The sequence below is a fragment of the Blastococcus sp. DSM 46786 genome (assembly GCF_900109665.1).
GTDB lineage: Bacteria > Actinomycetota > Actinomycetes > Mycobacteriales > Geodermatophilaceae > Blastococcus > Blastococcus carthaginiensis.
On record NZ_FOAO01000013.1, the window covers coordinates 1 to 21,759 of the forward strand.

Annotated in this window: 27 protein-coding genes; 19 read left to right on the forward strand and 8 right to left on the reverse strand. The window is 74.3% G+C overall.

Annotation, left to right across the window (positions count from 1 at the left end):
* A partial coding sequence (locus BMW62_RS12870) for a sortase domain-containing protein (RefSeq protein WP_139206259.1) occupies window positions 1–315 on the forward strand: 315 nt, incomplete at its 5' end.
* 18 nt (window positions 316–333) lie between these two features.
* Here BMW62_RS12870 and BMW62_RS12875 read toward each other — a convergent pair.
* Together BMW62_RS12875 and BMW62_RS12880 are read right to left on the reverse strand one after the other, a co-directional pair.
* A complete protein-coding gene (locus BMW62_RS12875) occupies window positions 334–1,038 on the reverse strand; it encodes a class I SAM-dependent methyltransferase (protein WP_244524011.1) in 705 nt (234 codons plus the stop codon).
* A gap of 83 nt (window positions 1,039–1,121) precedes the next feature.
* Entirely contained in the window at window positions 1,122–2,318 is a 1,197-nt protein-coding gene (locus BMW62_RS12880) for a flagellin N-terminal helical domain-containing protein (RefSeq protein WP_091931266.1), read from the reverse strand.
* A gap of 181 nt (window positions 2,319–2,499) precedes the next feature.
* On the opposite strand from BMW62_RS12880, the gene BMW62_RS12885 reads away from it, so the two are divergent.
* The 9 genes from BMW62_RS12885 to BMW62_RS12925 all read left to right on the forward strand — a co-directional run bounded on the left by BMW62_RS12885 (window position 2,500) and on the right by BMW62_RS12925 (window position 10,296).
* A complete protein-coding gene (locus BMW62_RS12885; RefSeq protein ID WP_091931267.1) occupies window positions 2,500–3,159 on the forward strand; it encodes a prepilin peptidase in 660 nt (219 codons plus the stop codon).
* Between the two features lie 177 nt (window positions 3,160–3,336).
* Entirely contained in the window at window positions 3,337–3,570 is a 234-nt protein-coding gene (locus tag BMW62_RS12890) for a Flp family type IVb pilin (protein WP_211435114.1), read from the forward strand.
* Between the two features lie 92 nt (window positions 3,571–3,662).
* Window positions 3,663–4,076, forward strand: coding sequence for a TadE/TadG family type IV pilus assembly protein (locus BMW62_RS12895; RefSeq protein ID WP_091931268.1), 414 nt, complete (start codon window positions 3,663–3,665; stop codon window positions 4,074–4,076).
* Window positions 4,064–5,035, forward strand: coding sequence for a TadE/TadG family type IV pilus assembly protein (locus tag BMW62_RS12900; RefSeq protein ID WP_091931269.1), 972 nt, complete (start codon window positions 4,064–4,066; stop codon window positions 5,033–5,035). The genes BMW62_RS12895 and BMW62_RS12900 overlap by 13 nt, the downstream gene beginning before the upstream one ends.
* 12 nt (window positions 5,036–5,047) lie before the next feature.
* A complete protein-coding gene (locus tag BMW62_RS12905) occupies window positions 5,048–5,794 on the forward strand; it encodes a Flp pilus assembly protein CpaB (RefSeq protein WP_091931270.1) in 747 nt (248 codons plus the stop codon).
* Window positions 5,791–6,984, forward strand: coding sequence for an AAA family ATPase (locus tag BMW62_RS12910; RefSeq protein ID WP_091931271.1), 1,194 nt, complete (start codon window positions 5,791–5,793; stop codon window positions 6,982–6,984). The genes BMW62_RS12905 and BMW62_RS12910 overlap by 4 nt, the downstream gene beginning before the upstream one ends.
* The gene (locus BMW62_RS12915; RefSeq protein WP_091931272.1) at window positions 6,981–8,450 is read left to right on the forward strand and encodes a CpaF family protein; all 1,470 of its coding nucleotides are present in this window, start codon (window positions 6,981–6,983) and stop codon (window positions 8,448–8,450) included. Before BMW62_RS12910 ends, BMW62_RS12915 begins: the two co-directional genes overlap by 4 nt.
* Before the next feature lie 2 nt (window positions 8,451–8,452).
* The gene (locus tag BMW62_RS12920; protein WP_091931385.1) at window positions 8,453–9,394 is read left to right on the forward strand and encodes a type II secretion system F family protein; all 942 of its coding nucleotides are present in this window, start codon (window positions 8,453–8,455) and stop codon (window positions 9,392–9,394) included.
* Window positions 9,394–10,296: a type II secretion system F family protein gene (locus tag BMW62_RS12925; protein WP_091931273.1), complete on the forward strand. Its 903-nt coding sequence runs from the start codon at window positions 9,394–9,396 to the stop codon at window positions 10,294–10,296. Before BMW62_RS12920 ends, BMW62_RS12925 begins: the two co-directional genes overlap by 1 nt.
* 82 nt (window positions 10,297–10,378) lie before the next feature.
* Here BMW62_RS12925 and BMW62_RS12930 read toward each other — a convergent pair whose 3' ends face one another.
* The gene (locus BMW62_RS12930; RefSeq protein ID WP_091931274.1) at window positions 10,379–10,747 is read right to left on the reverse strand and encodes a DUF8129 domain-containing protein; all 369 of its coding nucleotides are present in this window, start codon (window positions 10,745–10,747) and stop codon (window positions 10,379–10,381) included.
* A gap of 170 nt (window positions 10,748–10,917) precedes the next feature.
* Here BMW62_RS12930 and BMW62_RS12935 point away from each other — a divergent pair, with 170 nt between their 5' ends.
* From BMW62_RS12935 to BMW62_RS12950, 4 genes are read left to right on the forward strand one after another with little or no spacing between them, the layout of a single operon-like run.
* Complete coding sequence (locus tag BMW62_RS12935) at window positions 10,918–12,051, forward strand: baeRF2 domain-containing protein (protein WP_091931275.1); 1,134 nt, start codon at window positions 10,918–10,920, stop codon at window positions 12,049–12,051.
* 29 nt (window positions 12,052–12,080) lie between these two features.
* Window positions 12,081–12,338, forward strand: coding sequence for a DUF2795 domain-containing protein (locus BMW62_RS12940; protein ID WP_091931276.1), 258 nt, complete (start codon window positions 12,081–12,083; stop codon window positions 12,336–12,338).
* Between the two features lies 1 nt (window position 12,339).
* Window positions 12,340–12,570, forward strand: coding sequence for a hypothetical protein (locus tag BMW62_RS12945; RefSeq protein ID WP_091931277.1), 231 nt, complete (start codon window positions 12,340–12,342; stop codon window positions 12,568–12,570).
* Window position 12,571: 1 nt separating this feature from the next.
* Window positions 12,572–12,967 carry an acyl-CoA thioesterase gene (locus tag BMW62_RS12950; protein ID WP_091931278.1) on the forward strand — a complete coding sequence of 132 codons (396 nt, stop codon included), beginning with the start codon at window positions 12,572–12,574 and terminating at the stop codon, window positions 12,965–12,967.
* Here the strand turns inward: BMW62_RS12950 and BMW62_RS12955 are convergent.
* Both BMW62_RS12955 and BMW62_RS12960 read right to left on the reverse strand, forming a co-directional pair.
* A complete protein-coding gene (locus BMW62_RS12955) occupies window positions 12,952–13,500 on the reverse strand; it encodes a DUF4240 domain-containing protein (RefSeq protein WP_091931279.1) in 549 nt (182 codons plus the stop codon). The two genes, BMW62_RS12950 and BMW62_RS12955, sit on opposite strands and share 16 nt — an antisense overlap.
* A gap of 119 nt (window positions 13,501–13,619) precedes the next feature.
* Window positions 13,620–14,657, reverse strand: coding sequence for a LacI family DNA-binding transcriptional regulator (locus BMW62_RS12960; protein ID WP_244524012.1), 1,038 nt, complete (start codon window positions 14,655–14,657; stop codon window positions 13,620–13,622).
* Window positions 14,658–14,878: 221 nt separating this feature from the next.
* Between BMW62_RS12960 and BMW62_RS12965 the strand changes: the two genes are divergently transcribed.
* The gene (locus BMW62_RS12965; protein WP_211435115.1) at window positions 14,879–16,087 is read left to right on the forward strand and encodes an endo-1,4-beta-xylanase; all 1,209 of its coding nucleotides are present in this window, start codon (window positions 14,879–14,881) and stop codon (window positions 16,085–16,087) included.
* A 165-nt stretch (window positions 16,088–16,252) separates the two neighbouring features.
* A complete protein-coding gene (locus BMW62_RS12970) occupies window positions 16,253–16,681 on the forward strand; it encodes a ChaB family protein (protein WP_091931282.1) in 429 nt (142 codons plus the stop codon).
* Window positions 16,682–16,727: 46 nt separating this feature from the next.
* Here BMW62_RS12970 and BMW62_RS12975 read toward each other — a convergent pair whose 3' ends face one another.
* Both BMW62_RS12975 and BMW62_RS12980 read right to left on the reverse strand, forming a co-directional pair.
* On the reverse strand, window positions 16,728–18,038 hold the full coding sequence (locus BMW62_RS12975) for a M24 family metallopeptidase (RefSeq protein ID WP_244524013.1): 1,311 nt from the start codon (window positions 18,036–18,038) through the stop codon (window positions 16,728–16,730).
* 65 nt (window positions 18,039–18,103) lie between these two features.
* Window positions 18,104–19,225, reverse strand: coding sequence for a GGDEF domain-containing protein (locus tag BMW62_RS12980; RefSeq protein ID WP_244524014.1), 1,122 nt, complete (start codon window positions 19,223–19,225; stop codon window positions 18,104–18,106).
* Between the two features lie 174 nt (window positions 19,226–19,399).
* Between BMW62_RS12980 and BMW62_RS12985 the strand changes: the two genes are divergently transcribed.
* From BMW62_RS12985 to BMW62_RS12995, 3 genes are all read left to right on the forward strand, one after another.
* Window positions 19,400–19,582, forward strand: a complete 183-nt coding sequence (locus tag BMW62_RS12985; protein ID WP_091931284.1) for a hypothetical protein — start codon at window positions 19,400–19,402, stop codon at window positions 19,580–19,582.
* Between the two features lie 70 nt (window positions 19,583–19,652).
* The gene (gene npdG, locus BMW62_RS12990) at window positions 19,653–20,348 is read left to right on the forward strand and encodes an NADPH-dependent F420 reductase (RefSeq protein ID WP_091931387.1); all 696 of its coding nucleotides are present in this window, start codon (window positions 19,653–19,655) and stop codon (window positions 20,346–20,348) included.
* A 58-nt stretch (window positions 20,349–20,406) separates the two neighbouring features.
* On the forward strand, window positions 20,407–21,096 hold the full coding sequence (locus tag BMW62_RS12995; RefSeq protein WP_091931285.1) for a helical backbone metal receptor: 690 nt from the start codon (window positions 20,407–20,409) through the stop codon (window positions 21,094–21,096).
* A 7-nt stretch (window positions 21,097–21,103) separates the two neighbouring features.
* On the opposite strand, the gene BMW62_RS13000 is transcribed toward BMW62_RS12995, so the two are convergent.
* Window positions 21,104–21,709 (reverse strand): hypothetical protein, encoded by a 606-nt coding sequence (locus tag BMW62_RS13000; protein ID WP_091931286.1) that lies wholly within the window; start codon window positions 21,707–21,709, stop codon window positions 21,104–21,106.
* Window positions 21,710–21,759: the final 50 nt, after the last annotated feature.

Consider the following 21,759-nt stretch of genomic DNA (forward strand, 5'->3'; position numbering starts at 1 on the left):
GCGGTCGGCCCGGCCGTGCTGCTGGGGCACGTCGACTCCGCCGAGCACGGCCCCGGCGTCTTCTTCGAACTCGGCGCGCTGACACCGGGTGCGGAGGTGGAGGTCGAGCGCGGGGACGGCACCGTCGCCGTCTTCACCGTCGACCGGGTGGAGCGCTACACCAAGACCGGGTTCCCCACCCTGCAGGTGTACGGCAACACCCCCGACCCCCAGCTGCGGCTGATCACCTGCGGCGGCGAGTTCGACCCCGTCGCCCGCAGCTACGAGGACAACGTCGTCGCCTACGCCACCCTGGCCGGCACCCGACCCGCCTGACCGGTCCGGCCGTTCCCGTCACACGGCGACGGCGGTGACGAAGGTGCAGATCCCCTCGCCGGACTGGGCCCGTGGCCGCAGCCCGATCGCCCACAGCAGCGCCGTCTCCACCCGGTGGGCCACGCGCCGTGCCCCGACGAACCAGGTCGACCCGCCGCTGGTGACGGTGATGTCCTCGAACCCCGCCGTGCGCACGTGCTCGACGAGCAGCCAGTCGGGGAGGATCGAGATGTGGCCGGGCTGGTAGTAGTGACCCGGCCCGAAGATGAACGGCGCGCCGCGCAGGAACATCTTCAGCCGCGAGTGCGGGTGGCCGACGTTCGGCGTGCTCACCAGCAGCTTGCCGCCCGGCTGCAGCAACGACCGCATCGAGCGCAGCACCTTCCGCGGGTTCTCCACGTGCTCGAGCGTCTCGACGCAGAGCACCATGTCGAAGGGGCCGCGGGTCTCCCCGGTCCACTGCGGGTCGTCGAGGTCGAGGCGGTGGATCCAGTCGTGCGGCGGATCGAGGTCGGTGGGGACGACGTCGAAGCCCGCCTCCCGCAGCCGGCACGCCAGCGCGCCGCAGCCGGCGCCCACCTCGAGGATCCGGCCGCCCTCGGGCAGCTGCTGCCGGACCAGGTCGAGCGCGTACTCGTGCACGCCCGGGGCGGCGTGCACGCCGTGCCCCTGGTAGGACCAGACCGCCGCCGTGCGATGGGTCGAGCCCTCGTCCACTGTCACGTCCGGAGTGTGGCCCACCGGCGGGCAGCCCGCGCGCCCGTCGTGCGGTGCCCGGTCGTCGCTCCGGCCGTAGCGGGCAGGCCTCAGCCCAGCAGGCGGAGGATGCCCTGGGGGGACTGCTGGGCCTGGGCGAGCATCGCCGTCCCGGCCTGGGAGAGCACCTGGGCGCGGGTCAGCGTGCTCATCTCGGCCGCCATGTCGGTGTCGCGGATCCGCGACCAGGACGCGGTCGTGTTCTCGACCGCGACGTCGAGCCGGGCCGCGGTGTGCGCCAGCCGGTTCTCGATGGCGCCGAGATCGGCCCGCGCGGAACCGACCCGGCGGATCGCGGTGTCGAGGGCGCGTACCGCCGTCCCGGTGTCCAGCTGGGGGTCGTACCGCAGGCTCAGCCGCTGCCCGTCGGCGGTCGTCGACCCGGGGCCGGGGTTGTCACCGGTGAAGACCAGCTCGCCGGAGGTGGCCACCACCGGCATGCCGGCGGTGCCCAGGGCCGCCCGCGCCGCGAGGTTGATCGTGTCGATGTGGTCCTGGGCGGTGACGTCACCGGTGTAGTCGACGGTGCCGAGGTCGAACGTCCGGCCGGCGTAGCTGATCGTCCCCGTGAGGTCCCGGTAGGCGGCTTCCAGGCTGCCGGGTGTGATGAAGTCCCCCGCGAGGGACAGCCGGCCGGAGGTCGGCACGCCCTCCTCGTCGGAGACGGCCGGGGTCGCCGTGGCCCGGGCCGCGGAGACGGCCGCCGTGCGGGCTACGTCGATGCCTCCGATGCCGAGCCCCTCGGCGTCCATCCCCCTACCGGCCCCGCCGATCACGACGGTGAGCGTCTCGCCCACCTCCGAGCCCACCTGGAAGGTGCCGCGGTAGGAGCCGTCGAGCAGCGGGGTGCCGTTGAAGGCGGTGACCGTGGCGATCCGGGTCAGCTCGGCGGCGAGCTGGTCGATCTCGCGCTGGACCGCTGCCTTCGCGGAGGCGTCGAGCGCTCCGTCGTTGGCCGCCTGCACCGTCAGGTCGCGCATGCGCTGCAGCACGGACGTCGACTGCGCCAGGGCACCCTCGGCCGTGCGGACGACGCTGATGCCGTCGTGGGTGTTGCGCACCGCCTGGCGCATGCCGCCGATGCGCGACCGGAGGCCCTCCGCGACCGCCAGCTCGGCGGCGTCGTCGGCGGCCCGGTTGAGGCGCAGCCCTGACGCCAGGCGTTCCAGCGACCGCCCTGCAGCCCGGTCGCTCCCCGCGAGGACCCGGTGGGTGTTGAGCGCCGCGACGTTCGTGCTGATCCGCACGCCGCCTCCCTGTCCGTCCCGCGCCCGCGCCCGCGACCGTGATTCTCAACGGCGGGTGGTGGGCCGGTCTTCAGCCGAACCGGCCGCCGATCCTCCGCGGCCCCACCGGCGCCTGCGCAGCGAGGCCATCGGGCTGTGCCAGGGTGTGCGCCGTGATCCCCGAGCTCCCTCCCGCCGGCCGGTGACCGCCGCGGCGGTCGCGGTGTCCGCGCTGCTGGGCGTGCTCGCCGGAGCGCTGGCCGACCGGCTCGCCGCGGCCTTCCCGTGGGACGGCGGGGAGGCGCCGCGCGCCCGGCGGATGCTGCCCGTCCCGCTGACGGAGCTGCTCACGGCCGCGCTGTTCGCCCTCGTGGCGCTGCGGCTCGGCGCGGTCTGGGCGCTGCCGGCGTTCCTGGTCGTCACCGGGGCGGGCGTGCTCCTCGCGCTGGTCGACCTGCGCCACCGGCTGCTGCCCAACCGCGTCACCGGACCGGCGGTCGCGGGCACGGCTGCCCTGCTCACCGTGGCCGCCGCGGCGGACGGCGCGTGGGAGCAACTGCTGCGCGCCGGCCTGGCGGCCGCCGTGCTGTTCTGCGGCTACCTGGTCATGGCGCTGATCTCGCCCGCGGGCCTCGGCATGGGCGACGTCAAGCTGGCCGCCCTGATCGGCCTCCCGCTGGGCTGGCTCGGCTGGGACGCGGTGCTGCTGGGGGCGGTGGCGGGATTCGTGGTGCAGGCCGTGGTGGCGCTGGCACTGCTCGTGGGCCGGCGGGTCGGCCGGCGGAGCGAGCTGCCCTTCGGGCCGGCGATGCTGATCGGCGCGGCGATCGCGGTCGGGTGGGGCGGCGCCCTGCTCGGCTGATCCGCTGACGGAGCGTGATCTACCCCGCCGCCACGTCGCCCGTCCGACGGGCCGGTGTCGCTGGAAGGGGTGAAGCCCGCTCAAGCCGCGGCGTGTCCTGCACGACAACTCTCCCCAGCAGCCGCACAGGCCGGGTCACCCGATCCTGCCGGACGGCCGACACCTCAGGGAGTGCACGTGATCAACGCCTACGCCACCATCGCCAGCTTCGTCGCGGTCGCCCAGGAGCGCCTGCGCCGGGACGAGAAGGGCGCCACCGCCGTCGAGTACGGCCTCATGGTCGGCCTCATCGCCGTCGCCATCATCGTCGCCGTGACCGCCCTCGGTGGCGGCCTGAGCGACCTCTTCTCCGACGTCGAGGGCCAGCTGCCGGCCGTCGGCGGCGGCACCACGACGACCACCACCCCCTGATCGCTCGCTGCTGCGCGACGCCGTAGCGGTTCCGGCGCAGCGGCCCTCGTCCCGGGGGCCGCTGCGCCGCTGCACGAGAGGAGGTGGGCGGGATGAGCGAGCGACGGGTGCGTGACGAGCGCGGCGCGACCGCGGTGGAGTTCGCCTTCATCGTGCCGCTGCTGGTCCTGCTGGTCATCGGCATCGCCGAGTTCGGCCACGCCTTCCAGGTGCAGGGCACGCTCTCGGCGGCCGCCCGCGAGGGCGTGCGGGCCATGGCCCTGCGCAACGACCCCGCCGACGCTCGGGCCGTCGTCCGCAACGCCGCCGCCTCGCTGCACCCGGCGATCACCGACGACCAGATCGACATCGTGATCGTCGGCGGGACGGCGGAGTCCTGTCCCACCACCGGCGCCGGCGACACCGCCGTCCGCCTCACCGTCACGTACCCGAAGCCGTACCTGACCGGCTTCTTCGGCTCCGAGATCGAGCTCACCGGAACGGGGGTCATGCGATGCAACGGCTGACCTCGCGGCTCCGCCGCCGGCTGGCCGGCGAGCGCGGCGCCAGCGCTGTCGTCTTCTCGCTGCTCCTGGTCCCGATGCTGGGCTTCACGGCCATCGCCGTCGACCTCGGCGCCCTCTACGCCGAGCGCGCCCGGCTCCAGGTCGCGGCCGACGCCGCCGCCATCGCCGTCGCGCAGGACTGCTCGCGCGGCAACTGCGGCGACATGCTTTCCACGGCCCAGCAGCTGATCAGCCACAACGACCCGACGGGCACCGCTGCCCAGCCCGTCCTCAGCGGTGACCCGCTCAGCGTCACAGTCACCGGCGGCGCCCCCAAGGAGCACTGGTTCGCGCCGGTGATCGGCCACGACAGCAGCCAGGTCTCGGCCAGCGCGACCGTCGGCTGGGGTGCCCCGAGCCAGGGCACCGCCGTGCTGCCCCTCACCTTCTCCTGGTGCTCCTTCAAGGCCCAGACCGGCGGCGGGCTGCCGTCGACGGAGACGCTGCAGACGATCATGTTCAGCAAGTCCGACGACGTCGGCGGCTGCACCGGACCGTCGGGCAACTTCGTGCCCGGTGGCTTCGGGTGGGTCGTGCCCGACCAGGGCCGCTGCCACGCCACCTCCGCCATCGGTCAGCGGCTGGACTCCGACACCGGCGTCTCGCTGCCCCAGGGCTGCTCCGAGGCCGACCTCCAGGGCTGGCTCGGGCGGACGGTCCTGCTGCCGCTCTTCGACGAGTTCGGCGACGGCGGCAGCAACGGCTGGTACCGGGTCTACGGCTACGCCGCCTTCACGCTCACCGGCTATGCCGTCAACGGCTCGATCAAGAGCGGCAACAAGGTCTGCGGGCCCGGCACCAACTCCAGCGACCGGTGCGTCACGGGCTACTACACGCGCTTCGTCGAGCTCTCCGACGACTGGAACTACAGCCCGGACGCCCCGCAGACGGGCGCCTCGATCCTCCGACTGATCCGATAGGGGCGCCCACTCGTGAGACGTCGTTTCCTGGCCGCCGTGGCGGCCCTCGTGCTGATCGCCGTCGGCACCGTGGTCCTCGTGGGCTACGTGCGCGGCGCGGAGCAGCGTGCCCTCGCCGGCGTCCAGGCCGTGGAGGTGCTGGTGGCCGAGGCCGCCATCCCGGCCGGCACCCCCGGCAGCGCCCTGGCCGAACTGGTCGGCGTCGAGCTCCTGCCGGCGAAGGCGGCGATGCCCGGCCGGGTCACCGACCTGGCCACGCTGGCCGACCGCGTCGCCGACGTGGCGCTGGCCCCGGGGGAGCAGCTGCTCGACAGCCGGTTCGTGCGGCCCGACGCGCGGCAGGCCGCCGGCACGGTGCCCGTGCCCGACGGGATGCAGGAGGTCAGCATCGTCCTGGAGCCGCAGCGCGCCGTGGGCGGCCGGCTGGCGGCCGGTGACACCGTCGGCGTCTTCGTCTCCATGACCGGGGACGCCGGGGGCACCACCCACTCGGTCCTGCACGAGGTGCTGGTCAGCCAGGTGCAGGGGGCGCCCGCCCCGCCGGCCCCGCCCGCCGACGGGACGGCGGCGCCCGCCGCGGCGCCCGCCCCCTCGGGCAGCCTCATGATCACGTTCGCCGTTCCCGCGGCCCAGGCCGAGGCGATCGTCTTCGCCGCCGAGCACGCCAGCATCTGGCTGTCGCTCGAGCCCGCCGACCCCGACGTCTCCCGCACCCAGGTGCTCACGCCGGACACCATCTACGGAAAGGCCTACTCATGAGCCGCGTCGTGCTGGCCGGAGCCGGGGAGGACCTCGTCCTGCGGGTCAAGGAGGCCACCGGCGGCGACGTCCACGTGCTCCCTCCGGGCCGGCTGCCCAGCGACCCGGCCCGGCTGTTCGAGCAGCTCGTGGACGACGAACTGCCCGACGTGCTGCTCGTGGGTCCGCACGCGCCGGCTCCCGAGGTGCTGGGCCTGGCCAGCCGGCTCGACGTGCAGTCGCCCGGGATCACCGTCGTCCTCATGGCCGAGCCGTCGCCCGAGATGTGGCAGGCGGCCATGCGCGCGGGCATCCGCGACCTGCTGCCGCCCGACGCCGGGGTCGAGGAGATCGCCGCCGCCGTCGAGCGGGCCGGGCGGGCCGCCGCCGGCCGGCGCCGGGTGCTGCGCCCGACCAGCGAGACCGACCGCTACGCCGGGCGGGTCATCACCATCGCCTCGCCCAAGGGCGGGGTCGGCAAGACCACCGTCGCCACGAACCTGGCCATCGGGCTCACCGAGGCCGCCCCCCAGTCCACGGTGCTGGTGGACCTGGACGTGCAGTTCGGCGACGTGGCCTCCGCCCTGGGACTGGTCCCCGAGTACACCCTGCCCGACGCCGTCCACGGGCCGGCGGCCGAGGACACCATGGTCCTCAAGACCTTCCTGACCCAGCACCCGAGCGGGCTGTTCGCCGTCTGCGGCGCGGAGTCGCCGGCGGCCGGTGACACGGTCAGCGGTGAGGACGTCACCCGGCTGCTGGCCTCCCTGGCGCGCGAGTTCCGCTACGTCGTCGTCGACACGGCCCCCGGCCTGTCCGAGCAGACTCTGGCGGCGCTGGACCGGGCGTCCGACGTCGTCATGCTCACGAGCATGGACGTGCCCGGTGTGCGCGGGCTGCGCAAGGAGCTCGACGTGCTCCGCGAGCTGGCCATGATCCCCGCCGGGCGGCACGTCGTCATGAACTTCGCCGACCCCAAGGGCGGGCTGACCGTCCGCGACGTCGAGACGACGATCGGCACCGGCGTCGACGTCGTCCTGCCCCGGTCGAAGGCCGTGCCCGCCACGACCAACCAGGGCGTCCCCATCCTGTCCAGCGGCGGCCGCCGCGACCCGATGGTGCGCGAGCTGCGCCGACTGGTGTCCCGCTTCTCGGCCACCCCGCTCGCGAAGTCCGGTCGCTACCGGGCCAAGCACCGGGCGGCGTCGTGAACCTCGCCGAGCGGCTGCAGGCGGCGCGGGGCGGGGGAGCAGTGGCACCCGCGACCGCCCAGCCCGCATCCGTTGCCACGCAGGCGGCGGCGCCACGCGCGGCGTCGCCTGCCGCGCCCCCGGCCACCCGGACCCTGCCCCGGCCGGCCGCCGCCGCGAGCCCCGCGCCGCCGACCGACGCCCTGGCCCGGCTCAAGGACCGCGTCGGCAAGGCGCTGTTCGAGCGCATGGGCAGCCGGATGAACGATCCCTCGATGGCAGAGGACGCGCTGCGCGCGGTGGTCCTCAAGGAGCTCGACGAGGTCGTCGAGGAGGAGAACGTCCCGCTCAGCACGGAGGAGCGCCAGCGGCTCACCGCCGAACTGGCCGACGACGTGCTGGGCTATGGCCCCCTCCAGCGGCTGCTCGACGACGCCGCGGTCAGCGAGATCATGGTCAACGGGCCGGACGCGATCTACGTGGAGCGAGGCGGCCGGCTGGAGCGAACCGCCACGCGGTTCACGTCCGAGGAGCACCTGCGGCGGGTCATCGACCGCATCGTCTCGCGGGTGGGGCGGCGGATCGACGAGTCCTCCCCGCTGGTCGACGCCCGGCTGGCGGACGGTTCGCGCGTGAACGCGATCATCCCGCCGCTGGCGTTCAGCGGTTCGACGCTGACCATCCGCAAGTTCTCGAAGGAGCCGTTCGGGGTCCAGGACCTCATCGGCTTCGGGACGCTCTCGCCTGAGATGGCCGAGTTGCTGCACGCCTGCGTCGAGGCCCGGCTCAACATCATCGTCTCCGGCGGCACCGGCACCGGGAAGACGACGCTGCTCAACGTGCTGTCGTCGTTCATCCCGGACGGCGAGCGGATCGTCACCATCGAGGACGCGGTCGAGCTGCAGCTCCAGCAGGAGCACGTCGTCCGGCTGGAGTCGCGGCCGCCGAACATCGAGGGCAGAGGCGCGATCACCATCCGCGACCTGGTCCGCAACTCACTGCGCATGCGGCCCGACCGGATCGTGGTCGGGGAGTGCCGTGGCGGGGAGTCGCTGGACATGCTCCAGGCCATGAACACCGGCCACGACGGCTCGCTGTCCACCGTGCACGCCAACACCCCGCGCGACGCGATCGCCCGGCTGGAGACCCTGGTGCTGATGGCCGGCATGGACCTGCCGCTGCGGGCCATCCGTGAGCAGATCGCCTCCGCCGTCGACCTCGTCGTCCAGATCACCCGGCTGCGCGACGGGAGCCGCCGCGTCACCCACGTCACCGAGGTGCAGGGCATGGAGGGGGAGACCGTGACCCTCCAAGACGCCTTCCTCTTCGACTACTCCGCCGGGGTCGACGCGCACGGCACCTTCCTCGGCAAGCCCGTGCCGACCGGCGTCCGGCCGCGGTTCACCGACAAGTTCGACGACCTGGGCATCACGCTCTCGCCCCGCGTCTTCGGCGCGGTCGAGCCGGCCGCCCCCAGGCGGTGGTGACCGTGTCCGCTGCGTTCCTGGCCCTCGGCGTCGGCGCGATCGCCGCGGCGCTGCTGGTCCTCGCCCTCGTCGTCCTCCCGGCCGGCCCCGCGCGCGTGCCGCTGGCCCGGCTGGACCCTTCCGTGGCGCCGCCCACCTCGGCGCTGGCGGGCGCGGGGGCGGCGGCCGGGGCCGCGGTCGAGAAGGTGCTGGTCAAGCGCGGCCGGCTCGCCGCCTGGGCAGCGGCCCTCGAGCGCGCCGGCCTGTCGACGACGCTGCCGAACTTCGTCCTCGCCGTCGGGCTGACCGCCCTCGTCGGCGGGGTGATCAGCGGCCTGCTCGGCGGCCCCCTGCTGGCCGTGCTCGTGGTCGTCGTGGTGCCCTTCGGCGCGAAACTGATGCTCGGCTTCCTGGCCGGGCGCCGGCAGGCCGCGTTCGCCGATCAGCTGGACGACTCTCTGCAGCTCATGGCCAGCAGCCTGCGAGCCGGGCACAGCCTGCTGCGCGCCGTCGACTCGGTGTCGCACGAGGCGGAGGCGCCGACGTCGGAGGAGTTCGCCCGGATCGTCAACGAGACCCGCGTCGGTCGCGACCTCAACGACGCGCTCGACGAGGTCGCCGACCGGATGGGCAGCGACGACTTCACCTGGGTCGCGCAGGCCATCGCCATCCACCGGGAGGTCGGTGGCAACCTCGCCGAGGTGCTCGACGCCGTCGGGAACACCATCCGCGAGCGCAACGCCATCCGGCGTCAGGTCAAGGCGCTGTCGGCCGAGGGGAAGCTGTCCGCGATCGTGCTGATGGCCCTGCCCTTCGGTGTGACCGGGTTCCTCTCGGTGAGCAACCCGGAGTACCTGGCCAAGTTCACGCAGAGCCTCGTCGGCTACGGCATGCTCGCCGGCGCAGCCGTGATGCTGCTCGTGGGCGGCCTGTGGCTGAAGAAGACCGTGGCGATCAGGTTCTGATGACGACCGTCCCCGTCCCCGTGATCCTGGCCGCGCTCGCCCTCTCTGCGGCCCTCCCCGTGCTGGGCTGGTCGCTGCTCTCCGGCGCCGGCGGGGAGAGCGTGCAGATCCGCGACAACCTGCTGCGGGGCATCGACCCCGCCGCGATGACCAGTGCGCGCGGCCGTACCGGTCCCGGCGTCCTCTCCCGGGCCGCCCGAGGGCTGACGCCGCGGGGGACCGTCGCGCGGCTCGACCGCCTGGCCGGCCGCGCCGGGCGGCCCGCCGCCTGGCCGGTGCTCAGGCTCGTCGCGGCGAAGCTCGTCCTCGGTCCGGTCGCGGGCGTGCTCGGACTACTCCTGGCGACGTCCTCGCCCGGTCCCGTGACCGCTGGAGCCGCGGTGCTGGGCACCGTCGTGGCCTACTTCCTGCCGGAACTGCTGCTGCACAGCCGCGGTCAGGAACGGCAGGAGGCGATCGCGCTCGAGCTGGCCGACACGCTCGACCAGATGACCATCGCGGTCGAGGCAGGGCTCGGCTTCGAGTCCGCCATGGCCCGGGCCGGCAGCAACGGCAAGGGGGCGCTCGCCGAGGAGCTGGTGCGCACCCTGCAGGACATCGCCGTCGGCCAGCCGCGGCGGGACGCCTACCTGGCGCTCGCCGAGCGGACCGGCGTCCCCGACCTGCGCCGGTTCATCCGGGCCGTCGTGCAGGCCGACCAGTACGGGGTCTCGATCGCGGACGTGCTGCGCACCCAGGCCGCGGAGATGCGGCTCAAGCGGCGGCAGCGGGCCGAGGAGAAGGCCATGCAGATCCCGGTGAAGGTGATCTTCCCGCTGATCCTGTGCATCCTGCCGACGCTGTTCATCGTGCTGCTCGGGCCCGCCGTCATGGACATCGTGGCCACCTTCAGCGGTCCCTGACCCCCAGGCATAGGAAGCTTTGCATGCGGATTCGGCCCCCATTCCGCATGCAACGCTTCCTATGCCTGCTCGGCAGGCCGGCTCAGTGCGTGGGCTGCGGGCCCGCGGAGCCGGTTCCGCGCGGCTGCGACGGGTTGGTCGGGTCGCCCTGCGACGACGGATTGATCGCCGGGCCGGTGGTCGCCCCGGAGACCTTGGAGCCGCCCGCGGCGTGCGACGGGTCGTCGGCGGCCGAGGCGGCGGGGTCGCCACCGGAGGGCTGCGCCCCCTCGCGCAGCGCGGTGAGGCGGTTCTCCATGATCGTGACCACCTGCACGCGGTTGGCGTGGGCGCGTTCGTACTCGAGCACGGTCTCCAGACCCCGGGCGTCCAGCGTCCGGATCCGCGAGGCCAGACCCTCCACGGGCAGGTGGTCGTAGTCGGGCAGGGGCAGCTGGTCGTGCTCGGTCATCCCTCGTCCTCTCTGCGGTTCCGTGTCGACCGACCGCCTACCCCGTCCTCCGCGTTCGACACCGGGTGTGAGCTTCCGGTCGGTGGGTAGGCGGCGACGGCGGGAGTCACGGCCCAGCGCCACCCCGCCCACCGAACACCCCCGATCGACCGAGGAGTTGTCCCCCCGACATGGACGTGTCCTTCCTGGAGCCGGTGTTCGCCGCCGCTGGTCCCTACGCCACGGTCTGCGCCGACGTCACGCACACCACCGAGTCCGCCGACACCGAGCTCGAGCTCCGCGTGCGTGCGATCTGCGAGCAGCTGACCGAGCAGGGGGCGCCGGAGACGGTCGTCGAGGCCGTGCGCGCCCGGCTTATCGAGGGCAACGAGGGCGGCGAGGCCGGCACGCTGAAGGGCCGCGCCGTCATCGTGGCCGCCGACGGGTCGGTCGTGCTCGACGAGGTGCTCGCCGACAGCCCCGCCCGCGAGACCGCCGAGTGGGCGGCGCACCCCGACCTGCTCCCGGTGCTGCGCCAGCTGGCCGGCCGGGTGCCGCACGTCGTGGTCGTCGCCGACCGGGTCGGTGCCGACATCACCGCTGCCGGGCTCCCGGGCCAGGAGTACGAGGAGCGGCAGGTGGAGGGCGACACCTTCCACATGCGCAAGCTCGGGGTCGGCGGGTGGTCCCAGCGGCGGTACATGGAGACGGCCGAGAACCAGTGGATCGACAACGCCGACAAGGTCGCCGAGGAGATCGCCTCCCTGGTCCGGCGGCTGGGCCCCCGCTTCGTGCTGCTGGCCGGCGACGTGCGGGCGCGGCAGATCCTCTCCGACCGCGCCAGCGGCGTGTGGTCCGACCTCGTCGTCACCATGGAGGAGGGTGGGCGCGCGGCCGGAGCCGACCGCGAGCCGATCGAGCGGCGGACGAACGAGCTGGTCGCCGAGCACGAGGCGCGCGACATCGCCACCGCCGTCGACCAGGTGCAGGCTGCCGGCGCCCACGGGCTGGCCGTCACCGGCACGGCGGCCGTCGTCGAGGCACTGCGCAAGGGGCAGGTCGAGACCCTCGTCGTCACCGACGAGCGGGACGCCGACGCGACCCTGCTGGTCGGCGGCAGCCCGCTCGAGCTCGGCGTCAAGCAGCAGGACATGGACGCGCTCGGGGTGCACGGCGGGGTCGCCCCGGCCGGTCCGGCGCTGCTGGAAGCGGCTGTGGCCAGCGCGGCCGGCGTGCTCGTCGTCCCGAAGGCGGCGCTGCCCGGCGATGACCCGGTGGCTGCGCTCCTGCGCTACACCGACGCCTCCACCGACGCCGGCAACTGACGCGCGTCGTCCCGACCGAGGAGTTCCCCGTGACCGATCCGCACCAGGCCGCCACCGCACCCGGCACCGACCAGGCCGACCTCGACCACCGCGCCGCGCTGGCCGAGGCCCTGGGCAAGGAGGTGTGGCCGGCCGACCGCGACCAGCTCGTCGCCAAGGCGCAGGAGGGCGGCGGCACCGACCGGGTGCTGGCGGACCTGCGGCGGCTGCCCGCCGGGCAGCGGTTCGAGAACGTCCAGAAGGTCGCCCAGGCCCTCGGGCTCGGCACCGAGCAGCAGCGGTTCTGACGTGACGACGCAGAAGAAGCCGAGCCCGCAGGCGCTGGACAACGTCACTGAGGGCAACATCGAGACCCGCTCGCAGCTGCTGCCCGAGGAGAAGGGCGTCCAGGGCAGCGGCATGGAGGAGGTCGCCGCCGAGGTGATCCTCGCCGAGTCGGAGGAGCGGACGGTCCACCCCGACCCCGACGACGCGCAGGGTGCGCACCGGCAGTCCTCCGACACCGCCGACCTGCCCTGACGTGCGGCACGAGCACCCGGTCCGGCTGCGCTGGTCGGACCCCGACATGCTGGGCCACGTCAACCACGCCCGTGCGCTGGCTCTCCTGGAGGACGCCCGGCTGGCGATCGGGGACGACCACGCCGGCGGCGGTCTGATCCTCGCCCGTCTCGAGGTCGATTACCTCCGCCAGCTCTACTACCGGGTGGGCGAGGAGCTCTGCGTGCAGAGCTGGGTGACCCGGCTGGGCACGAAGTCCTTCACCGTCCGGCAGGAGCTCGCGCAGGACAGCGAGGTCGCGATCCGGGCCGACTGCGTGCTCGTGGTGTTCGACTTCGCGGCGAACGCCAGCCGCGCGATGACCGACGCCGAGCGGGCGCACTGGACGCGGTACCTGGACGGTCAGACCTGGCCGTAGGCGGCCCACAGCCGGGGGAACCGGGCGGCGAACCACTCGTCGTCGTCCTCCGGGAACGGCTCGCCGGAGGGCTCGCCGAACTGGTCGTCGACCTCGTCGGGGCCCGGGTCGAGGTCCTCCTCGGCGAAACCGCGGTCCTCCAGCACCTCGAGCGGGGCGTAGGCCCACTCCTCGGCGCAGCCGAAGTCGTCCTCGTCCTCGTCCCACTCGAGGTCGACGAGCGCGTCGGGTTGGGCCAGCACCCGCTCGTAGGCGTCCCGCCCGTGGCTGATCAGCCAGTTCCGGAAGTCGAGGAAGGCGTCCTCGCCCGCCCCGCCGAGAGCGACGTACGCCGCGGCCCAGAGGTCCCAGCGGTTGGCCCGGGTGCGGGCGGCCATGAGCTGGCGGTAGAAGCCCAGGACGTCGTCGTCAGAGAGCTCTTCCAGCGCGGCCGTGAGGGTCACGACGTGCTCGGCCACCACCGAGTCCTTCGCGGTCTCGACCGCCTCCGCGCGGGTGTCCTCGACCAGCGTCCAAAAGGTGCTCGCGTCCACGGCCGGAACCTACCGGCGCCGAGGTGCTGCGCGACGGTTGCCGAGCCCGCCACGCGCGGCCAGGATCCGGCAGCACGGCGCCGCGCGTGGGGGGCGGAGCCGGTGAGCTGCTCCCGTTCCTAGGAGGAGACCGGCTCGGCGGGGCGCAGCCGTGACGGGGTGGTGCTGTCGCGCACGACGAGCCGCGTGGCCAGCTCCAGCCGCGGGCTCTCGATGGTCTCGCCGTCCAGCATCCGCAGCACCGTCCGCGCCGCCAGCACACCCATCTCGGTCAGCGGCTGGTGCACCGTGGTGAGCGGCGGCGAGGACCAGCGGGCCTCCGGCAGGTCGTCGAACCCGACGACGCTGACGTCCTCGGGCACCCGCATGCCCCGGCGCCGGACCCCCTCGTAGACCCCCAGTGCCATCTGGTCGTTGGCGGCGAAGACGGCGGTCGGCGGGTCGGGCAGGGCCAGGAGGCGGTCGGCCGCGCGAGCTCCCGAGGCGTAGCCGAAGTCGCCCTCGACCACCAGGTCGGCGTCGAACGGCAGCCCGGCGGCCTCCAGGCCTGCCCGGTACCCGGCCAGGCGGGCGCGGCTGGCCCAGAGATCGGGGGTACCGGCGACGAAGCCGATGCGCCGGTGGCCGAGCCCGGTCAGGTGCTCGGTGGCGCTGAGGCCGCCGGCCCAGTTGGTCGCACCGATGGTCGGCACGTCGAGCCCCGGGACACCGGCCGGGTCGACGACGACCGCGGGGACCTGCAGCTTGCGCAGCTCCGCGTCGAGCTCGGGGTCCAGCTCGCTGGTGACCAGGATGGCACCGTCGCTGGCCCGGGCGCTGAGGTTGTCCAGCCACCCCCGGGTGGCGCTGGCCCGGCGGTGGATCGCGGTGACCACGGTGCCGACGCCCGCCGCGTGGGCGGCGTCCTCGACCCCGCGGATGATCTCCACCGCCCACGGGCTGTCGAGGTCGTTGAAGACGAGGTCGATCAGCCGCGCCCGGGCCCGGCCGCCCCGGCGCTGGTAGCCGTGATCGCGGAGCAGCTGCTCCACGCGCTCGCGGGTCTGCGGGGCCACGTCGGACCGCCCGTTCAGGACGCGCGAGACCGTCGGGACCGACACCCCGGCCGCCGCGGCGATGGCAGCGATGGTCACCGCGCCGGTCTGCTCGTCGGCCAACGGACCTCCTCCTGGTCGGGGCGGCCAGCCTACGGCCGGCTGCACGGCCCCGGGCGGGTGCGCGGCGGAGCTCCTCCCGACGGGCGAGGGGGCGGCCTCCGTCGTGGCGTCCTGCGCTCCTGTTGACGCCGACATGTGATCTACGTAACGTCCGCGACACGGCTTCCGGAAATTTCCGGAAGCTGCTCCGACGTCTCGAGGGAAGGCACAGCATGCGCTCTGTGAGGTTCGGTTCGCGGGCGGCAGCCCGTTGCGCGGTCGGGGTGGCCCTGGTCCCGGTCGCGATCTCCGCCGCGGTCCTGCCCGCCGCGGCGGCGCCGCAGGACCAGGCGGCACCGCCGGCCCAGGCCCGGGAGGACCGGTCCTCCGGCCCGGCCATCCGGAACGGCCTGCGCACCGTCACCCCCGACGACCTGGTCATCGGGACCGCGGTCGCCGGCGGGGGGCACCACGTGAACGCGGACTACCCCGATCCGTTCACCCGCGACCCCCGGTACCGGAAGGTCCTCGCCACGGAGTTCGACTCGGTCTCCCCCGAGAACCAGATGAAGTGGGAGTTCATCCACCCCGAGCCCGGGGTCTACAACTTCGGGCCCGCGGATGCGATCGTCGCCTTCGCCGAGCGCCACGGGCAGGTCGTCCGCGGGCACACCCTGCTCTGGCACAGCCAGCTGGCCGAGTGGGTCACCGAGGGGGACTACTCCGACGAGGAGCTCCGGGCCATCCTCAAGGACCACATCCAGACGGTGGTCGGCCGCTACGCGGGCCGCATCCAGCAGTGGGACGTCGCCAACGAGATCTTCGCCGACACGTGGGACGACGGCGGCGTGCGGCTGCGGGACGGTTCGACGGGCGCGACTGCCAACATCTTCATCCAGCGGCTCGGCCCGGGGATCATCGCCGACGCGTTCCGCTGGGCGCACGAGGCCGACCCGGAGGCCGAGCTCTTCCTCAACGACTACGCCGTCGAGGACATGGGCCCGAAGAGCGACGCCTACTACGAGCTCGCGCAGGAGCTGCTCGCCGACGGCGTCCCGCTGCACGGGTTCGCCTTCCAGGCACACCTGGACCTGCAGTACCCCTTCCCGGAGACCCTCGACGAGAACATGCAGCGCTTCGACGACCTGGGGCTGGAGACCGCGATCACCGAGCTCGACGTCCGGTTCACCCTCCCGGAGAGCGGGGTGCCCACCGCGGAGCAGCTCGCCGAGCAGGCGGACACCTACCGGGGGGTCCTCGAGGCCTGCCTGTCGGTCGACGACTGCAACTCCTTCACGATCTGGGGCTTCAACGACAGGTACTCGTGGGTGCCGAGCTTCTCGCCCGGCCAGGGGGCGGCGACCGTGATGTTCGAGGACTACGAGCGCAAGCCCGCGTACTGGGCCCTGCACGAGACGCTCGCGGAGGGGGAGGCGGAGGCCGGGCGGTGACCGGTCCGGTCCGGCTCGCCGGACCCGCCTGAGCGCCGGGCGGTCGCTCCCCGACCCGGGGGAGCGGCCGCCTGGTCCCCGTCCGGTGGGATGCCGGGCCGATCAGGTGATCATCCGCGCCGGCCGGGGTAGGGGCGCTCCGACACCGACGAAGGAGGAGCCATCGTGCCCAAGGCGACGAAGGACGGCAAGGCCAAGAAGGAAGAGCTGCCGAGCACCATCCAGCGCTCGGACAAGAAGGCGCAGCGCACCTACGCCAAGGCCCACGACTCCGCGGTGGAGTCCTACGGCGAGGGGCGGCGGGCGCACCAGACCGCCTACTCCGCGCTCAAGCACACGCACGAGAAGGTCGGCGACCACTGGGAGCCCAAGGAGGGGGGCAAGAAGGGTCCCTCCGACGAGCAGGCCAAGGGCGGCCGGGACACGGGCAAGAAGACCAAGGGCGGCGTGGACGCGAACGCCAGCAAGGACCACCTCAAGAAGGTCGCGAAGAAGCTCGACATCTCCGGCCGGTCGAAGATGAAGAAGAAGGAACTGGTCGACGCCATTCAGAAGGCGAACGACAAGAAGACCGCGAGCTCGCGGAAGAAGTGAGCGCCCCGCCGCGCCGCTCCCGTCCCCGGCGGGAGCGGCGCGGCCGTCAGCCGATGAGCAGGAAGTCGGTCTGCCGCCCGTCGAGGTACTCGACGCCGGCATCGGTGAGTGCGATGCCCTCCTCGAGCCCCAGCCGGACGCACTGGCCACCCCACTCGGGCACCGTGCGACGCACGGCGAGCTCCAGGGCGTAGGCGGTGTCGGGGTGGACCGGGTAGTCGCCGGCGCCGGGCACGCCCTGCTGCTGGTCCCACTGGCCGATGGCCGGGCCGGCGCCGTGCCCGTGGTAGCCGATGGGGTGGGAGTAGACGTCCCCGTCGAGGCCCTCGTCCGCCGCCCCGGCGCGGGCGGCGGCCAGCACCTCGTTGCCGGTGCGGCCCGGCACCAGCGCGGCCGTGGTGAGTTCCTGCAGCCGGTTGGCCGCCTGCAGGGCGGCGCGCAGCCCGGCGGGGGCGTCGGTCTCGCCCGCGTGCAGGACGTAGGCGTTGCGCTGGGTGTCGGTGCGCAGGCCCAGGCAGCTCAGGCCGACGTCGCAGTGCAGCAGGTCACCGGGCTGCACCACCGCGTCCCCGGGGACGGCGGGGAGCAGCGTGCCGCCGTCCTCGGCCAGCGGCACCCCGGCCCGCTGCAGCAGCACCGACGGCTGGAACCACGGCTCCACACCGAGGTCGTGGAAGCGCTGCCGGATCCACCACGCCACGTCGAGGGGGCTCGTCTCGCCCACCCGCACGACGGCGGGGGAGAAGGCCTCCGCGATCACCTGGTGCACCAGCCGGTTCATCCCGCGCAGCGCGTCGATCTCCTCCGGGAGGCGCGTCTCCAGCCAGCTCACCGCCAGCCGCTCGGCCGAGACCAGCCGCTCCGCGTAGGGGCCCAGCGCCTCGGTGAGCAACCGGTGCTCGGTGTGGGAGAGGCCGTCGGCGAGCGCGAAGTCCTCGGAGACGTCGATGCCGATGCGGCGGGGATCGGCCTGCTCCACGAAGCGGCGGACCTCCGCCCACTGGCCCCGCCCCGCGGGTTCGCGGGGGTCGACGGTCCACGCGGGCAGGAACTGGCCCACCGGGTAGCGGGAGACCGCCGCGGGGGTGACGCCGTCGTCGCTGCGGTGCAGCAGCAGGATCGTGCGCCGCCGGGCGGACAACCAGGACGCCGGCAGCAGCGTGGCGAGGACCGGGTCCTCGTTGTACTCGCGGCCGGCCACGATCCACAGGTCGATGCCCGCCCGGTCCATCAGGCCGGGGAGGACGTCGAGCAGCCGCTGGGTCAGCCACCGGTCGCGCACGTCGGCCTGCACGCGCAGCGGAGGCGGCACCGTGCGCGTCGGACCGGGCGCGACCAGCGACATGCCCTCAGCCAAGCAGAGAACCGCCGGAACCACCGGTCGAGCGACCCGGCCGTGGGGCGCCGGCCGCACCGGTCTAGCTAGGAGCTGGTCTCCTCCGCGCGGGGGCTGCGGGCGCGCGGGACCCCCGCGGTGGCCACCCGGTCCCGGCCCTCGCGCTTGGCCCGGTACATCGCCCCGTCGGCCTCGTCGACCAGCCGCCAGAGCGCCGCCACGGGGTCCTCCCCGTCGACCGGCCGGGTGACGGCGAGCCCGATCGAGGCGGTGACGCCGTGCCCGCCGGCGCCCTGACCCCGGGCGACGGCCGACCGCAGCCGCTCGGCCAGCCGGCCGGCCTCGGCGGCGTCGTTCACCGACCCCAGGACCACGAGCTCCTCACCCCCGATGCGGGCCAGCACGTCGGCGGGGCGGACGGCGACCGCGAGGGACGCGGCCACGGCGCTGAGGACGGCGTCGCCGACGGCGTGCCCGAACTCGTCGTTCAGCCGCTTGAAATGGTCGAGGTCGAGCACCATGGCGCAGACCCGGGTGCCGTCGCGCCGCGCCTGCCGCCAGACGCGGTCGGCCTGCTCGACGAGGTAGCGGCGGTTGTGCAGCCCGGTGAGCGGGTCGAGGTGCGTGAGCGTCTCGGTCTCGGCCAGCAGGCGCTGCACGCGCCGGCGCAGCAGGTAGACCGACGTCGCCGCGCCGTTGAGCATGCCGGTGCTGACCCCGACCTGGACGGCGAGGGCGGCGGTGCTGTCGTAGCTCGGCCACAGCGCGGCAAGGCAGACGCCGGTCGTCACGGCCATGTGCACGGTGAGCGCCCGGGGCTCCAGGAACCAGGCGGCCGCGAGGGCGGGGAACAGCAGCATGAGCGGGGTGGCGTACCGCAGCGGGTCCTCGATGCAGAGGACGACGACGAGGTAGATCAGGTCGCCCAGCAGGACCAGGGCGAGCGTGTGCGCCGGCCCGAGCCTCCCCCGCACGACCAGCGAGGCGGCGAGGACGAGCAGCAGCAGCATCGTGCCGGCGTAGGCCCACCGGGCCGTGCCCTCGCGCAGCACGCCGTCCACGACGAGGTTGACCGAGCCCATCAGGGCGCCCGTGGCCAGCAGCACCGCGAGGGTCAGGGCGGCGACGCGGTGCTCCTGGCCGTGCCCGGTCACCGGCTCCGGGGTGACGGTGGCCAGGTCAGGGGCTCGCACGTCCGGGCCGGTCACCGGTGCAGGATGCAGCACGAACCGGTGATCCGACACCCCCTGTGCCTCTCCCGTCACCGACCGGCGCCCGTCCGGGTGAGGGGGAGGTCCCGGGAGCGGACGCCGCCGCCGTCCGCGCGGGTCCGCGTGACCGGTGGAAGGCTGGGCACGTCCGACGAACGAAGGAGGTCGCGCATGAGCGAGGGGTCCTGGTTCTTCTGCCTCAGGCACCACACCGTCGAGCCGCGCGAGGGGTGCGCCGAGCGGCACCGGCTCGGCCCGTACGAGACCCGCGAGGAGGCCGAGCACGCGCTGGCCTCCGTCGCCGAGCGCAACGAGGAGCTCGACGCGGAGGACCGCGAGTGGGACGAGCGCTGAGCTCCGTCCCGGTGGCCAGGCATGATCGGTGCCAGCCGCCGGGTCGTCCGGCGCCGCGGAAGGGGTGGACGTGACGGACGGTCGCGCGGTCGAGGAACTGGTCGTGGGTGTGCTGGGCGGCACCGGTCCGCAGGGGCGCGGGCTGGCCGTACGGCTGGCCGCCCAGGGGCAGCGGGTGCTGCTGGGCTCCCGGGACGCCGAGCGCGCCGCCGAGGTGGCCGCCGAGGTCGCCGACCGCGCAGCCGCGGTGGCCGGCGGGGTGGAGGTCTCGGTCACCGGCGGCTCGAACGTCGACGTCGCGGGCGCGGCGGACCTGGTCATCGTCGCCGTCCCCTTCGCCGGGCACGCCGCGACGCTCGCCGAGCTCGCGACCCCGCTGGCCGGGAAGATCGTCGTCGACTGCGTCGTGCCCATGGGCTTCGACGAGCTCGGGGCCTACGTGCTCGACGTCGAGGAGGGGAGCGCCGCCCAGCAGGCGGCCACCCTGCTGCCCGACTCGCACGTGGTCGGCGCCTTCCACCACCTCTCGGCCAAGCTGCTCGAGGACCTCTCCCAGCCCACCATCGACGGCGACGTCATGGTGGTCGGCGACGACCGGGCGTCCATGGACACCGTGCAGGCGCTCGCCGGCCGGCTCCCGGGGATGCGCGGCATCTACGCCGGCCGGCTGCGCAACGCCCGCCAGGTCGAGGCGCTGACGATCAACCTGGTGTCGGTCAACCGCCGGTACAAGGTCCACGCGGGCGTCCGGATCACCGACGTCTGAGCCGCGCGACGACCAGCGGCGGCCCTACGCGGGGCCGCCGCCGCGGCGGGTCGTCTCGCTGGTGCCCTCGCTCACCGAGGCGATCGCCGCGACCGACGCCGGGTTGCTGGCCGGGGCGACCGACTGGTGCACCCACCCGGCGGGGCTCGACCTCCCGCGGGTGGGCGGCACCAAGTGGCCCGACGTCGGGCGGGTGCTCGACCTCGCCCCGGACCTGGTGGTCGCCAACGCCGAGGAGAACCGGGACGAGGACGTCGCCGCGCTGCGCGCCGCCGGCGTGCCGGTGTGGGTGACCGCCCCGGCCACCGTCGAGCAGGCGCTGGACTCGCTCGCTCGGCTCTGCGCCGTGCTCGGCCACGCGGACCCGGCCTGGCTGGCCGACGCCCGGGCGGCCTGGGCGTCGCCGGCGCGGTTGCCGGACGTCGCCGCGGTCGTCCCGATCTGGCGCCGCCCCTGGATGGTGCTGGGCCGCGACACCTTCGCCGGCGACGTGCTGGCCCGGCTCGGCGTCCGCAACGTCTTCGCGCGCCACGCCGACCGGTACCCGAAGCTGGGCCGGGACGAGCCCGCGACGGTGCCGGCGGAGCTCGTCGTCCTCCCCGACGAGCCCTACGCGTTCACGCCGGACGACGGTCCGGAGGCGTGGCCCCAGGCGCGGCCGGCGTTCGTGAGCGGGCGGCACCTCACCTGGTACGGCCCCTCGCTCGCCGAGGCGCCCGGGGTGCTGCTGGCCCAACTCGCCGGCTGACCGACGCTCAGTTTCCGCCCAGCCGGGCGGCGGCGAAGGCGCCGACGAGGATCGCGATCGTCGTCAGGACCTGCACCAGGTACGGGTGGCGGTGCCGCCACGGGAGCTCGTAGACGTTGCGCCAGGCCAGGTCCGCGGGGGTGAGCTCCTCGGGGACGAGCCGCACCGGGGCGCCGACGGCCTCGGCGATGGCGGCCAGCCGGTCCCGGCCCCACCACAGCCCGTCCAGCCGCAGCAGCGGGCGCCGGGCGTCGTCCAGGACGACCAGCAAGCCGGACGGGCGTGCGCCGGCACCATCTCGGAACGCGGGGAGCAGCACCGCCTCGGCGACCCGCGACCGCGGCACGGCCCGGGTGCGGAGGAGGTTCCGGCAGCGCAGCTCCTGGCCGGTGACCTGGAACCGGCCCACGAGCCGCCAGACCGCGACCACCAGGACCGCGAGCCCGAGCGCGGCGGCCGGCACCCAGAGCACGACCGCATCGTCGTCGGCCGCCAGCAAGGCTCCGTTGACAGCCAGCAGCGCCAGGAGCAGGAGTTGGGTGGGCGCGACCACCGCCCGCCCCATCGTGCGCAGCGACGGGCGCAGCTCGACGGTGCCGGCCGAGATGATCACCGCCGGGACCCTAGGCGGGCCGGGTGCACCGCTCAAGCCGGGACCGGGTG

What these genes read in the sequence shown, in the direction of transcription:
- BMW62_RS12895 (WP_091931268.1), top strand. Translation starts at nt 3,663, where the DNA reads ATGAGCGAGCGACGGGTGCGTGACGAGCGCGGCGCGACCGCGGTGGAG.
- BMW62_RS12900 (WP_091931269.1), top strand. Translation starts at nt 4,064, where the DNA reads ATGCAACGGCTGACCTCGCGGCTCCGCCGCCGGCTGGCCGGCGAGCGC.
- BMW62_RS12910 (WP_091931271.1), top strand. Translation starts at nt 5,791, where the DNA reads ATGAGCCGCGTCGTGCTGGCCGGAGCCGGGGAGGACCTCGTCCTGCGG.
- BMW62_RS12925 (WP_091931273.1), top strand. Translation starts at nt 9,394, where the DNA reads ATGACGACCGTCCCCGTCCCCGTGATCCTGGCCGCGCTCGCCCTCTCT.
- BMW62_RS12930 (WP_091931274.1), bottom strand. Translation starts at nt 10,747, where the DNA reads ATGACCGAGCACGACCAGCTGCCCCTGCCCGACTACGACCACCTGCCC.
- BMW62_RS12935 (WP_091931275.1), top strand. Translation starts at nt 10,918, where the DNA reads ATGGACGTGTCCTTCCTGGAGCCGGTGTTCGCCGCCGCTGGTCCCTAC.
- BMW62_RS12985 (WP_091931284.1), top strand. Translation starts at nt 19,400, where the DNA reads ATGAGCGAGGGGTCCTGGTTCTTCTGCCTCAGGCACCACACCGTCGAG.